Below are 13,945 nucleotides of genomic sequence, written 5' to 3' on the forward strand. Positions count from 1 at the left end.
TATCAGGAAGCAGGGAAGGAAGACGGATTCATGACGGCAGAAAGAGCATCCTCGACAGGGTCCGCCCCTCGCAGGTCTGGCACCATGCGACAGGGGCCGGCCGACCGGCTGATAACGGCCATGGTCTGGCTCCTGATCATCGCGGTGGTTCTGGTAATTATCTATCCCCTCTACTTTGTAGTCATAGCTTCCATCTCGGACCAGAAGCTGGTCTCTCTGGGTAGCGTGGTCTGGTGGCCGCAGGGGTTCAACGTCAAGGGCTATTCGAGGGTCCTCACCGACGCGAGGATTTGGACCGGCTACAGGAACACAATCATCTATTCGGTGTTGGGGACCGTGGTCAACATGGCCGTGACCATGCCGGTCGCCTACGCCTTGTCGCGACGGGAGTTCAGACCACGGCGTGCGATCATGTTCCTGTTCACCTTCACCATGTTCTTCGGCGGGGGGCTCATCCCCTCCTACCTCCTGTACAAGCAGCTGGGAATCCTCAACTCCATGTGGGTTTTCATCCTGCCCGGGGCGGTCAGTGTCTACAACGTGATCATCGCCCGCTCCTTCTTCGAGACCACCATACCCGAGGAGCTCTTCGACGCTGCGCAGATTGACGGGGTCAGTTACTTCGGCTTCTTCATGAAGATTGCGCTGCCCCTGTCCACGGCTATCATCGCGGTGATTGGCCTCTATTACTTCGTGGGTCATTGGAACGACTTCTTCACTGGTCTGGTCTTCATACGCGACTATGGCAGGCAGCCACTTCAGGTGGTCCTGCGCGACATGCTCTTGACCAATCAGACCCAGACCGGGCAGATGCTCTCGGGCAAGGCCATGCAGGAGCAGCAGCAGTTCGCCGACCAGATCAAGTACGGAGCCATGATTATCTCGAGCCTCCCCTTGATCGTCATTTATCCCTTCCTGCAGAAGTACTTCGAGAAGGGGGTCATGATTGGGGCCATCAAAGGTTAATGGGTGCGTCTTCCCACTGGTGAAAACGGCCTCCGCCCAAGGAGCGCGGAGGCCCTCCAGCCCCATCCGGGTCAGACCTAATACCTTCATCGTGGCAGCCTCTGCCGGCTCCTGTGCTTCATGGCGCCCGCCTTCAACTACCCGGTGCAGAAGGCGGTTCCATAGGGGGGGAAGACGGCATCCTTGTGTGCGACCGTCAGTGCCGCACCTGGTTCTCCTGGAATCACAGGATGTTCTGGAGACCGGTCTGAGGACATTCATGGCCCCTGCCTGCCCACCGGCCGTCGTCATCAGCTCGCCCCGTGTGCCGTCCTCGTCCGGAGCCGGTGGGCCGCGGCCGGCCTTTGAAGATTTCCGTCTGGTTCGGGAATAATATTTGCCTCACGAAGTTGAGTGATGTAGGCTCAAGTTTCGGAAGCGGTCGTCATGGCTGCCGCCCGGGGCCGACGGGAGTCGGCCGTGGACCGCGAAAGAAGCTGAAGCGGAAAACGTAACGAAACGAGGACGTGAGGTGCAGACCTCACGCCAGGCATCATCAGGAGGCAAAGAATATGGCACGTGCAGTTGGCATCGATTTGGGGACCACCAATTCCTGCATCGCAACGCTTGAAGGCGGTGAACCCACCGTCATCGTCAACGCAGAGGGCGCCCGCACGACTCCGTCGGTCGTGGCGTTCAGCAAGTCCGGCGAGATTCTCGTGGGCGAGGTGGCCAAGCGTCAGGCCGTCACCAACGTGGATCGGACCATCAGCTCGGTGAAGCGTCACATGGGCACTGATTGGTCCGTCGAAATCGACGGCAAGAAGTGGACCCCTCAGGAGATTTCGGCCCAGATTCTGATGAAGCTCAAGAGGGACGCCGAATCCTACCTGGGTGAGCCGGTCACCGACGCGGTCATCACCTGCCCCGCATACTTCAACGACGCCCAGCGCCAGGCCACCAAGGACGCAGGCAAGATTGCAGGTCTGAACGTCCTGCGCATCATCAACGAGCCCACCGCTGCGGCCCTGGCCTATGGACTGGAGAAGGGCAAGGAGGATGAGCGCATCCTGGTCTTCGACCTGGGCGGCGGCACCTTCGACGTCTCCCTCCTGGAGATCGGCAAGGACGAGGACGGTTTCTCCACCATTCAGGTGCAGGCCACCAACGGCGACAACCGTCTGGGCGGCGACGACTGGGACCAGAAGATCATCGACTGGCTGGTCGGCGAGGTCAAGAACAAGTACGGGGTGGACTTGTCCAAGGACAAGATCGCCCTGCAGAGGCTGAAGGAAGCCGCCGAACAGGCCAAGAAGGAGCTGAGCTCCTCCACCTCCACCAGCATCTCCATGCAGTACCTGGCCATGACACCTGACGGTACCCCCGTCCACCTGGACGAGACACTGACCAGGGCCCACTTCGAGGAGATGACCTCCGACCTGCTGGGCCGCTGCCGCACCCCCTTCAACAACGTGCTGGCAGATGCCGGCATCTCGGTCAAGGACATCGACCACGTCGTCCTGGTCGGCGGCTCCACGCGTATGCCCGCCGTGAAGGACCTGGTCAAGGAACTGACCGGAGGCAAGGAGGCCAACCAGACCGTCAACCCCGACGAGGTCGTGGCCGTGGGTGCAGCCGTGCAGTCGGGCGTGATCAAGGGCGACCGCAAGGATGTCCTCCTGATCGACGTGACCCCGCTCTCCCTGGGCATCGAGACCAAGGGCGGGATCATGACCAAGCTGATCGACCGCAACACGGCCATCCCCACGAAGCGTTCCGAGGTCTTCTCGACCGCCGAGGACAACCAGCCCTCCGTGCTGATCCAGGTCTACCAGGGTGAGCGTGAGTTCGCCCGTGACAACAAGCCTCTGGGCACCTTCGAGCTGACAGGCATCGCCCCGGCCCCCCGTGGCGTCCCGCAGATCGAGGTCACCTTCGACATCGATGCCAACGGCATCGTGCATGTCTCCGCCAAGGACAAGGGGACCGGCAAGGAGCAGTCCATGACCATCACCGGCGGGTCCGCCCTGCCCAAGGACGAAATCGACCGCATGGTCAAGGAGGCCGAGGCCCACGAGGCCGAGGACAAGCAGCGCCGTGAGGATGCCGACACCCGCAATTCCGCCGAGGCCGCCGCCTACCAGACCGAGAAACTGGTCAACGACAACAAGGACAAGATTTCCGACGAGGTGGCCAAGGAGGTCACCGAGAAGGTGAACGCCCTGAAGGAGGCCCTGAAGGGTGAGGACATGGACAAGATCAAGTCCGCCCAGAACGAGCTGATGACCTCCGCCCAGAAGATCGGCGAGGCCCTGTATTCCCAGGCTTCGGCCCAGGATGCCGGCAGCGCTGGCCAGGCTTCGGGCACCGGCTCCTCCTCGGCCTCAGCGTCGGATGACGATGTGGTGGATGCGGAAGTCGTTGACGACGATGACAAGAAGAAGGAAGGCGAGTGACATGCCGGCCTTCGACAAGGATGATTACCTGCGCAGCATGGCTGACATGGAGTCGCTGAAAGGCGATTCGGCAGCCGGGGCTGAGCAGGCGGGGAAGGGCGGTGGCACCGGGGCCGAGTCCCGGGACACCGCCGGCCCCGGTCCGGCCGACGGCCGGGATGGCGGAGGGACGGATTCGTCTTCGTCCCCCACTTCCTCCGAGTCCGGATCCGACCAGACCCAGACCCAGGCTCAGGATCAGGCTGACGGTACCGGTTCCAGCACGGACGGCGCCGACCAGGATGAGACCGGCCCTGAGGAGAAAGGCTCTGCCGGGGCTGCCGGATCCGATGAGGCTGGTGGTTCCGCCGCCACTGATGGCCCGCAGGCCGGCTCCGGTCCCGAGGATGGTCTGACACCCCTGGGACAGGCCAAGAAGGAGGCCGCAGACTACTTGGAGGCCCTCCAGCGCGAACGGGCCGAGTTCGTCAACTACCGCAACCGGTCGGCCAAGGAGCAAGAGCGCTTTCGCCAGCACGGAATCATTGATGTGCTGACCGCCCTCCTGCCCGCCCTGGACGACATCGACCGGATAGAGGAGCATGGCGCCCTGGACGATTCCTTCAAGGCCGTGGCCACCAAGATCGACAAGGCCTTCCAGAAGTTCGGGGTTGAGAAGTTCGGCCAGAAGGGCGAAGACTTCGACCCCACCAAGCACGAGGCCATCCTGCACAGGCCCGACCCCTCGGCCTCCAAGGAGACCGTGGACACGGTGGTCGAGGCCGGTTACCGGATCGGTGACAGGGTGATCAGGGCGGCCCGGGTGGTCGTGGCCTCGCCCGAGCAGTAGGCGGCTGTGTGATCTTGCATCAATCGCATTAGCGGACCGGTGCCGTACGGGTCGGCGGCGGGGTGGGCGTATCCCGTCCCCGCCGCCGACCCGTCACATATCGGCATATCGGTCCGTATCCGAACATATTTGGACTTCATGAGGAAAGGAGACATGGATGGCTGAGAATGAATGGCTGAGCAAGGACTATTACAAGGTCCTTGGTGTCTCCAAGGACGCCAGCGATGCGGAGATCACCAAGGCTTACCGCAAGCTTGCCCGCAAATACCATCCCGATCTCAACAAGACCAAGGAGGCCGAGGAGAAGTTCAAGGACATCTCCGAGGCCTATGACGTGCTCAGCAACAAGGAGCAGAGGAAGAAGTACGACGCCATCCGGCAGTTCGGCATGGGCGGCGCCAGGTTCGCCGGGGGTTCCGGCGGCAGTGGCTTCAACACCGATGCCTTCTCCGACATCTTCGGTTCCATGTTCGGGGGAGGGGCGCCCACGGGCGGCCGGGTCCGGTTCAGCACGGGCGGCGGCCAGCCGGACTTCTCCGACATATTCACTGCCTTCGGCGGCCGGGGGGCAGGCCCCTCCGGCTACGAGGGTTATCAGAGCCGTGAAGAGGCCCGACCGGTCAGGGGTGAGGACAGGAACTCCGACATAACCCTCACCTTCCGCCAGGCGGTCAAGGGGGCCACGGTCTCACTGAGCGTGGGCGGCTCCAGGTTCAAGACCCACATCCCGGCCGGTGTGCACGACGGACAGAAGATCCGCCTGCCCGGCAAGGGACATGCCGGCTCCAACGGGGGTGCCAACGGGGACCTCTATCTGCATGTGAACGTCAAGCCCAGCAGCCGCTTCACCATGGAGGGCAGGGACGTGCATACCACCCTGCCGGTCACGGTGGCCGAGGCCGCCCTGGGTGCCAAGGTCCAGGTGCGCGATGTGGACGACCAGGTGGTCACCTTCAAGGTGCCGGCCGGCTCTTCCGGCGGCGACCTGATACGTCTGGCCGGGCACGGGGTGCAGGACCGCCGGGGCAGCGGGGACCTGATCGGACGGATCGAGATCCGCCTGCCCGGCCGGCTTGGCCTGGCCCAGAAAAAGGCCGTCAAGGAGTTCGCCAGGGCCAGCGAGGAGTTCGACGGTCAGGTCCGTGAAGATCGCCTGAAGATCTGATGCTGCCGCTCCGGCCGTTATGACCGGGCGGTGATGGGTGAATGAGTGTCCGCATACGGGGAAAGGAGTGATGGACATGGTGAAAGTGGACAGACAGGTCAGGCAGATGTATCTGGCCTATGCGCGTGCCCTGGTCGACCAGCGGGCCGACCTGGACGCGGCCGATGACGACGGCATGGACATCAACCTCCCCGTCTTCAGTGTGGGGCAGGTGGGTCGGCTGGCCGACATCCACCCCCAGACCCTCCGCCAGTACGACCGGTTGGGGTTGATCGTCCCCCGCAGGACGGATGGCGGCGCCCGGCGTTACTCCCTGCGGGACGTGGACCGGCTCTGTCAGGCCCAGCGTCTGAGCCAGGACGAGTCAATCAACCTGGCCGGGGTGACCAGGATACTGGCCCTGGCCGAGGAGAACCGTCAGCTCAGGCGTCAGCTGAGGCGCAGCAGGCGGCCGGCGGGCTCGGTCGTATTCGCCGCCGACTCCGACGGAGAGGTTTCGGAAGTGGAAAGGTATGAGGCCAGGAGTTGGCGGGAGTCCTCCGCGGTGACGCGACGGTCCGGTTCCGACGGGAGAAGGATGCCGGCCACGATCTCCCACTCCAGGTCCCTTGTGGTTTGGGGGGTCAGACGGGGCTGACCCCCGCCCGGCCCCGTCCCTCCGGGGCCTCCTTCCGGCTCATCAGGCATTCAAGCTGTTGACGGTCCACCATGGATGGGATGACACCCTCCTGGGAGACGCTGAAGGCCGCGGCCTGGTTGGCCATGAAGATGGCCTTCTCCAGGTCCACACCGTCCAGGAGGCAGGCGGCCAGGGCGCTGATGAAGGCGTCCCCGGCACCCGTGTCATCCACAACCCGCGTTTTCCGGGCCGGGAAGGTCCGGTGCCCCTTTCCGGTGACCAGGGTGCAGCCGCGCTCGCCCTCCGTGATGATGACCATGCCGGCTCCGGCCTTTATCAGGCGTTCGGCCTTCTGCACCTTGGTCCCGCCACCGGGGCAGATGGTCTCCAACTCGCTTAGGTTGGGTATCAGCATGTCGGTCTCTTCAAGGATTCCTCCGGGCAGGGAGGTGCATGAAGAGGGTTTGACTATGGTCTTGGCCCCGTGCCTGCGGGCGGTGCGGCATGCCTCCTGGACGGCATCCAGGGGGATTTCCGTCTGGACCAGGCAGTAGGCGGCGTTTTCGAAGAGCCTTTTCCTGCCGCGGATGTCGGCCGGTGTGAGTGTGGCGTTGGCCCCTGCGACCAGGGATATGGTCGACTCACCCCTGTCGTCGACGAAGATATAGGCCTTGCCGGTGTCTCGTCCCGTGACCCTCTTGATTCCGGTCGTGTCCACATGGGCCCTTCTCATGGATCCGTAGATCTTGTCGGCCGTGGCGTCGTTGCCGACATTGCCTATCAGGGAGACCCTGTGCCCCAGACGCGCCGCCCCGATGGCCTGGTTGGCCGCCTTCCCCCCTGGCGTGGAGGCATAGGTGTGGGTGCTGACCGTCATGCCGGCCCTGGGAAGGTCGGGCACCGTCAGGTAGGTGTCGAAGTTGATGCTGCCGACCACCACTATCCTCTTGCGACGCATGAGGGGAGGCGGGGCCACGGTGCTCTCCCCGTCCAGGTGGAAGGCCTGATCGAATGTCTCGGGATTGGTGGTCCGGTGCCCTATGGTGTCGATGATCCGTCCGCACAGGTAAGAGCCGAAATCGGCGTTTCTCATCGTATAGGAGGAGACCACCGGGCTGCCCGGGTAGCGGAGCGGCTCGCTGGTGTCGTTCTTGAGGGAGACCAGGGAGAAGTCCTGGGGGATGCGGTAGTGGAGGGATTGTGCGTACTGGAGGAGTTCCAGGGCCAGACGGTAGTGGGAGGCAACCACGCCTGTGACCTGTCGGCCGTCCATGATCCTTGAGGTCTCATCGTCCACTTGTCTGAAGACAAGGTCTTCGTGGAACTCCAGATTGTGGTCGAACAGGCAGCGGCGGTAGCCTCTGAGAAAACTGTCCATCCGCCTGCCCGGGGTCACCAGGCAGGCGATGCTGGCGTGCTTGCGGTCGACCAACTCCCGGGTGATGCGGTAGGCGGCCTCTTCGTATGACAGGAGTGATGAGCGGTCGTCGCCCAGGGGGCCGATGGTCAGTTCCGGCACCCCTTCCTCCTCTATGAGTTTCTTCAGGGTCAGACTTTCACGACCGACCGGTTCCCATATGATTCCGTCCACTTTTTGTTCCAGGGCGGCCTTGAGATTGGCCTCCTCCTGGTCCCGGTCTGAAAAGCTGTCGAAGACGAGGGTCCCGTAGCCCTCCGCCTGGGCCGTTTTGATGATCCCGTCCAGGGTGGTGTCCATGGAGATGGACGACCTGAGCAGGACCCCGATCCGCCAGCTGGCCGTCTGTGGTTTGGCTGAGGAATAGGGGACGTAATGGTACCGTCTGACCAGGTCCAACACCCTTTGACGGGTGGCGTCGGTGATGTCGGCATCCTTGTGGTTGACGATCTTCGAGACGGTGGAGGTGGAGACGCCGGCCAGCCCGGCGATGTCTTTGATGTTCATGCTCACCCTGCCTCCCGAGTCGTCGCCATCCAATACTACCTGCAGGGCCTGGTCCGCGCCCATTTGACACCTTGGGGAGGCCTTGATATCGTCGTTGCGAAAACATTTTAGGAAACTTGTTTCTCAAAGTGCGGGTTCCTGTCCGTTATCCGCGCCAGTGCGGAAACGAAAGGCATGCAGTCGAGGACCAAAGGCGGCAAGAGATGGCTAAGAGAAGGGCGTTCCTGAGGGGGATCGCCGCGCAGTTTTCGACCAAGTCCCTGGTCCTTGTACCCATAGCCGTAGGCATCAACCTGATCGGCGGCACCCTGAGCTCGACCCTCAAGCTCCCCCTCTTCCTGGATATGATCGGGACCACCGTCATCGCCTGCCTTTCCGGCCCCTGGGTGGCCGCTCTGTGCGGTCTGCTCACCAACCTCTTCCTGGCCCTTGTGGCCAATCCGGTCTATCTGCCCTATGCCCTCTCCAGTGTCCTGTGCGCCCTGGTCGTCGGTTACATGGTCAAAGCCGGTCTCTTCAAAAAGGTCTGGGGCGTGGTCCTGGTCTGGTTGGCCTGCGCCCTGGTCAATACCGTCACGGCCTCCCTGATCACCGTCTTCGTCTATGGGGGCGCCACCGGGGTCAACGGGACCTCCGTGCTGACGGCGGCCCTGGTCGTGACCATGAAGAACATCCTCTTCTCCGTCCTCTCCTCCTCCATGCTGGAGAATCTGGTGGATAAGGGAATCACCGTCCTCATCGCCTGCATCATCGTCAGGCGGATACCCAGGCGTTTCCTCAGCCAGTATGCCCTGGAGGGGGATGAGGATGAAGACGACATGGATGATCTGGATGATCTGGATGATCTGGATGATCTGGATGATCTGGATGATCTGGATGATCTGGATGACCTGGATGACCTGGATGACCTGGAAGGCACCGACGATCCGGATCATGAAGGAGCGGACGGCGATAAAGGGTCCGGAGGCACCCGGGCGGGTGACTGCCGCCCGTCCGCCAGTCGGTCCGGCGTGACGGAGGCGGGCGAGTGATGCCCGGTTCCATGCAGACCGACTGTTCCGACTCGCCCCTTGCCCGTGTCAATCCCCTGGCCAAGGTCGTCGGCATCGTCTCCTTCGGTCTGGCCACCCTCTTGTGGCCGGACTTCATGCTGGGACTGGCCCTGATCGTGGTCCTTTTCGCCCTGTCGGCCCTGGCCGGGATCCTGCCGGGCTTCTCCAAGGTCATGCTGGGGTTCGGCCTGCCGGTGACGGCCATGCTCCTACTCATCCAGGGTTGTTTCAGCCCGAGGAACACCGTGGTCATCGCGGATTTGGGCTTCGCCAGGCTGGGACTTGAGGGCAGCCTCTATGCGGCCAAGATTGTGGTCACCCTCATGGTCTTCCTGGGCGGCTTCTACCTGACCGGCAAGACCACCTACATGGGCCGTCTGGTGGCGGCCCTGACGCAGGTCGGCATCCCCTCGAAGGTGGGCTACCTGGTCCTGGCCACCCTGAACGTGGTCCCTCAGATGCAGCGGAGGGTCAAGGTCATCGAGGAGGCCCAGCACGCCCGGGGTCTTGAAACCAGAGGCGGCTTCCTGTCACGGGCAAGGGCCTTCATCCCCCTTCTGGGGCCTGTCGTCCTCTCCTCCCTGACAGACTCCCAAGAGAGGGGGATGACCCTGGAGACCCGGGGGTTCGGCATCAAGGGGGTCCGCCGGACCTCTTATCTGAAGGCCGGATGGGGGGTCTCGGACACCCTGGTCACTGTCTTCTTCCTGGCCTTCCTTGTCCTGGTCCTGGCGGCCTGCCTCATGGACAGGGCGGGACTGCTCCGCCTGGCGATCCAGTGGGGAGGACGGGCATGAGCGCCATAATCCAGGTGGAGGATTTTTCCTTCCGCTATCGCGATGCCGGATCAAGCGCCCTGAAACGCTTGGATTTCCAGGTGGAGGAGGGCAGCTTCTTCTGCATCATAGGCGCAAACGGGGCCGGTAAGTCCACCCTTTGCAATGCCCTGGTCGGGTTGATTCCCCACTATTTCGCCGGAAGGTCCAGGGGAGGGGTGAGCGTGGCTGGCAACCCGGTGGCAGATTCCACCATAGCCGAGCTTTCCAAGACCATAGGCCTGGTCTTTCAGAACCCCTTCAACCAGCTTTCCTACACGGCTGGCACAGTGGCCGAGGAGTTGGCCTACGGCCTGGGCAACCATGGCGTTCCACGTGAAACCATGCATGAAAAGGTGGCCCATGTGGCCTCCCTCATGCACATCGAAACCCTCTTGGACAGGAACCCTCTGGAATTGTCGGGCGGCCAGGTCCAGCGTGTGGCCTTCGGGTCCGCCTTCATCATGGAACCCCGGATCCTGGTACTGGACGAGTGCACCGCCCAGCTGGACCCCCTGGGCAGCGAGGAGATATTCGACATCGTCAAGGATCTGAACGCCGATGGAATCACAGTCGTCATGGTGGACCATGACATGGAGCGGGTGGCAAGGTGCGCAGACCGGGTGATGGTCCTGTCCAAGGGGAGGGTGGCCGCACTGGGCACTCCCCAAGAGGTCTTCACCGATCCCAGGGCCGGACAGTGGGGGATAGACCTCCCCGACTACGTCAGACTGGGTCTGGGTCTGCGGGAAGCCGGTTTCGACCTGAAAGGCCTGCCCCTGCGCGAGGACCAGGCGGTCCGGGCGGTCAGGGGGCTGATCGGATGAAGATCGTCATCGACAACCTTGGACACGTATACCCCAACGGTCACAAGGCCTTGGACGGGGTCGACCTGACCCTGGAGGGTGGTCGCCCGGTGGCCTTGATCGGTCAGAACGGGGCGGGCAAGACCACGCTGGCCAAGCATATGAACGGGATTCTCAAACCCACATCGGGCCGGGTCCTCGTGGACGGGGAGGACGTGCGCACCGCCCCCACCTCCTATTGGTCGCGGAAGGTGGGCTACATATTCCAGAACCCCGACGACCAGCTCTTCCTCGACAGCGTCCGCAAGGAGTTCGAGTTCGGGCCCCGTCAGATCGGCATGAGCGCCGATGAGACCAGGGCCAGGATGGATCGCGTGGCCCGTCTTGTAGGCCTGGAGGACCGGCTGGACACCCATCCCTTCGATCTGAGCCCCACCGATAAGAAGTTCTGCACGATAGGCTCCGTCCTGATGATGGATACCGGCGCCCTGATCTTCGACGAACCCACCTGCGGCCAGGACCGGGCAGGCAACGAGCGCCTGGCCGCCATCATCTCCCGTCTGAGCGGTGAGGGACGGCTCTGCATCACCATCTCACACGACATGAAGTTCGTCACCAGGAACTTTCCCCGTGTTGTCCTCATGCACCGGGGAAGGGTCCTCATGGACGGGCCGCGGGAGGAGGTCTTCACCCAGGCCGACGTACTGCGGCAGGCCTATGTGACCCCGCCCCCCATCACGAGGGTGGCGCAGAAGGCAGGCCTGGATGGGGCCGTCTTCACAGTTCCCGCCTTCGTGCAGGCGCTTAAGGCCGCGAGGGCGCGAAACCAGGATTGTCGGACAAGTGAAGCATGTGAAGACAGACAGGAAAAGGAGTGAAAGAATGACCAGACCTCTCATCATCGACACCGACCCTGGTATCGACGACGCGGCCGCCATCACCCTTCTGGTCGATGAACCCGATGTCGACATCAAACTGGTCGCATCGGTCTCGGGCAATGTGGGAATCGGGCACACCACGGACAACGCCCTCAAGCTGCTGACCTTCCTGGGCCGCAGGATTCCCGTGGCACGTGGTGCGGCCGCCCCCCTCATGAGGGAGAACCGCTTCGCCACAGAGGCCCATGGCAAATCGGGCATGGGGTCCTTCGAATTCCCCGAGCCCGATCGGGGCCTGCTGACGGAAGGCAGCGCGGTCTTGGAGGAGCGCCGGGTCCTGATGGAGAGCGAGGAGCCGGTCACCATACTCACCCTTGGCCCCCTGACCAACATCGCCCTCCTCCTGGCCACCTTCCCCGAAGTCCGTGAGCGCATAGACAGGATCGTCATGATGGGCGGCTCCACCGGGCGCGGGAACATCGGCGTGTACGGGGAGTTCAACATATCCGTGGATCCCGAGGCCGCCAAGATGGTCTTCCGCAGCGGCCTGCCCATGACCATGGTCGGACTGGACATCGGGCGCAAGGCCCACCTGGTCGCCTCCGACCTGGATGCCCTCGACGCGGCCGGTGAGGTAGGGACGATGGTCAGCTCACTCTTCAGGTCCTACGACGGCGGCCACATAGAAGAGGGGATCAAGATGTACGACCCCTCCGCAGCCCTGGCCCTGATCGAACCCGACCTCTTCACCATGCGCGAGGCCTTCGCCGACGTGGAGATCTCCAGCCCTCTGACGATGGGGGCCACGGTCGTGGATTACGACGGCATCCTCTCCGAGAACAAGAACATGGATATTTGCGTCGATGTGAACGTGGATGGTTTCCGCAGACACTTCGTGGACCGCATCAGCCGCGTCCGGCGCCGGTAAAGCTCCCCCAAAGAGAAAAGAAAGGAAAGCAATGACCGACACAACAGTCTCCCAGACCCAGGGCAACGGCATACCCGTTCCCAAGGAGGGGACTCCGGAATTCGCCAGGATGAACAAGATGGCCCGTGTCGCCATTCCGGTCGTCCTGATCATCTTCACCCTGGGTGTCCTGCAGCAGCAGGCCTTCGGCATGATCTACGTCAACATCGGCAAGCAGCTCAACCAGCCCAACCTGGCCCCCCTGATCACCTCCCTGCCCGGCATCGTCCTGGGCATCGTCTGCGTGATCTACGGGTCCCTGGGCGACTTCGTCTCCCTGAAGAAGATGATGCTGATGGGCACCGTGGTCTTCGTCCTCGGTTCCGTCCTGGGATGCTTCGGGACCTTGAGCATCTGGATCGTCATCGCCGCCCGCGTCATCCAGTCGGCAGGCTGGCAGGTGTCCGGCTCCATATTCCTGGTCTTGGTTTCCAAGTATGTGGAGACTAGGAAGAGGGTCCTGTGGTATGGGGTCTTCGTTGCAGTCTTCCGCTTCGCCGCCGCTCTGGGTGTCTTCCTGGCCGGTTACATGACCCTGCTCGACTGGCGCTGGCTTTTCGGCGTGGGCGTGCTGGCCGTCTTCTTCCTGCCCGTCCTGGCCAAGAACCTGCCTGACCAGCATGCGGCAGGCGCCCACATCGACGGTGTCGGTTTCACCCTGATCGGCCTGTTCGCGGCCGCCGTGACCATGTTCTTCACCGACATGAACTGGGGTTGGGGCATTGCCTGCCTGGTCACCCTGGCGGCCTTCGTCATCTACATCAACAAGGCCAAGAACCCCTTCATCACTCCCAAGATGTTGACCAACCCGGCCTTCGCCATGACCATGACCGTGATCTTCGTGGGCTACTTCTTCAGCTACACCCTGAACGCCGGTGTGAACGCCATCGGTCTGAACGTCTACGGGATCGACTCCTCCAAGGTGTCCAACCTCCTGGTCTGGTCCATCATCCTTGCCGGCGTCATGGGCTTCGCCGCAGGTCCCGTCATCCAGAAGATCGGCCGCAAGGCATCGGTCATCCTGGCCCTTGCCTGCATGGGCGGCGGCCTGATCGCCATCGCCCTGCTCATCCCGGCCGGGAAGATCTGGGCCCTGGCGGTTGCCCCCTGCATCTATTACTTCGGCACCTCCTTCTTCTACCAGCCCATCGTCGACACGGCCACACTGACCGTGGAGCCCGAAGAGTCCGGCCGTGTGCTGGGCTTCAACGACCTCATCCAGGCCATCACCGGTTCCGTCGGTGTGGCCCTGTTCGGCCAGCTCATGGCCAACGGATCCATGGGTGCAGGCAGTCCAGCTGGCACAGAGCCCGGTCTGGCATCGACCTATGCCAATGTCTTCTTGGTCGGCGGTGTGGTCATCCTGGCCGCCTTGGTCATCTTCATCTGCTCGATGAAGATGATCTACAGCCGCTCCCGCGTGGCCGAGGACGAAGACTGATCGGAGGGGGCCTGCCTTTATCGGCAGGGCCCCTCGCGCCAATGCCTG

The 13,945-nt window shown here is 62.9% G+C and carries 11 protein-coding genes and 1 pseudogene; 11 read left to right on the forward strand and 1 reads right to left on the reverse strand.

The window, feature by feature from the left end:
• The first annotated feature begins 84 nt into the window (after positions 1–84).
• The 5 genes from V6584_RS06515 (at position 85) to V6584_RS06535 (ending at position 6,032) form a co-directional block, all read left to right on the forward strand.
• Entirely contained in the window at positions 85–966 is an 882-nt protein-coding gene (locus V6584_RS06515) for a carbohydrate ABC transporter permease (protein WP_340470013.1), read from the forward strand.
• 551 nt (positions 967–1,517) lie between these two features.
• A complete protein-coding gene (dnaK, locus tag V6584_RS06520; protein ID WP_340469971.1) occupies positions 1,518–3,401 on the forward strand; it encodes a molecular chaperone DnaK in 1,884 nt (627 codons plus the stop codon).
• 1 nt (position 3,402) lies between these two features.
• Positions 3,403–4,230, forward strand: coding sequence for a nucleotide exchange factor GrpE (grpE, locus tag V6584_RS06525; protein ID WP_340470012.1), 828 nt, complete (start codon positions 3,403–3,405; stop codon positions 4,228–4,230).
• A 157-nt stretch (positions 4,231–4,387) separates the two neighbouring features.
• Positions 4,388–5,395 carry a DnaJ C-terminal domain-containing protein gene (locus V6584_RS06530; protein ID WP_340469970.1) on the forward strand — a complete coding sequence of 336 codons (1,008 nt, stop codon included), beginning with the start codon at positions 4,388–4,390 and terminating at the stop codon, positions 5,393–5,395.
• 76 nt (positions 5,396–5,471) lie between these two features.
• On the forward strand, positions 5,472–6,032 hold the full coding sequence (locus V6584_RS06535) for a heat shock protein transcriptional repressor HspR (RefSeq protein ID WP_340470011.1): 561 nt from the start codon (positions 5,472–5,474) through the stop codon (positions 6,030–6,032).
• Here the strand turns inward: V6584_RS06535 and V6584_RS06540 are convergent.
• Entirely contained in the window at positions 6,019–8,001 is a 1,983-nt protein-coding gene (locus tag V6584_RS06540) for a PfkB family carbohydrate kinase (RefSeq protein ID WP_340469969.1), read from the reverse strand. The genes V6584_RS06535 and V6584_RS06540 overlap by 14 nt on opposite strands.
• Positions 8,002–8,141: 140 nt before the next feature.
• Here V6584_RS06540 and V6584_RS06545 point away from each other — a divergent pair.
• The 6 genes and pseudogenes from V6584_RS06545 to V6584_RS06570 all read left to right on the forward strand — a co-directional run.
• A pseudogene (locus tag V6584_RS06545) lies at positions 8,142–8,783 on the forward strand (ECF transporter S component); the annotation flags it as partial.
• Between the two features lie 185 nt (positions 8,784–8,968).
• The gene (locus V6584_RS06550; protein WP_340469967.1) at positions 8,969–9,787 is read left to right on the forward strand and encodes an energy-coupling factor transporter transmembrane component T; all 819 of its coding nucleotides are present in this window, start codon (positions 8,969–8,971) and stop codon (positions 9,785–9,787) included.
• Positions 9,784–10,632: an energy-coupling factor ABC transporter ATP-binding protein gene (locus V6584_RS06555; RefSeq protein ID WP_340469966.1), complete on the forward strand. Its 849-nt coding sequence runs from the start codon at positions 9,784–9,786 to the stop codon at positions 10,630–10,632. The genes V6584_RS06550 and V6584_RS06555 overlap by 4 nt, the downstream gene beginning before the upstream one ends.
• The gene (locus V6584_RS06560) at positions 10,629–11,489 is read left to right on the forward strand and encodes an energy-coupling factor ABC transporter ATP-binding protein (RefSeq protein WP_340469965.1); all 861 of its coding nucleotides are present in this window, start codon (positions 10,629–10,631) and stop codon (positions 11,487–11,489) included. Before V6584_RS06555 ends, V6584_RS06560 begins: the two co-directional genes overlap by 4 nt.
• A 4-nt stretch (positions 11,490–11,493) precedes the next feature.
• A complete protein-coding gene (locus V6584_RS06565; RefSeq protein ID WP_340469964.1) occupies positions 11,494–12,417 on the forward strand; it encodes a nucleoside hydrolase in 924 nt (307 codons plus the stop codon).
• A gap of 31 nt (positions 12,418–12,448) precedes the next feature.
• Entirely contained in the window at positions 12,449–13,897 is a 1,449-nt protein-coding gene (locus V6584_RS06570) for an MFS transporter (RefSeq protein WP_340469963.1), read from the forward strand.
• The last annotated feature ends 48 nt before the right edge of the window (positions 13,898–13,945 follow it).

It is taken from the genome of Bifidobacterium favimelis, from assembly GCF_037963085.1.
Classification (GTDB): Bacteria; Actinomycetota; Actinomycetes; order Actinomycetales; family Bifidobacteriaceae; genus Bombiscardovia; species Bombiscardovia favimelis.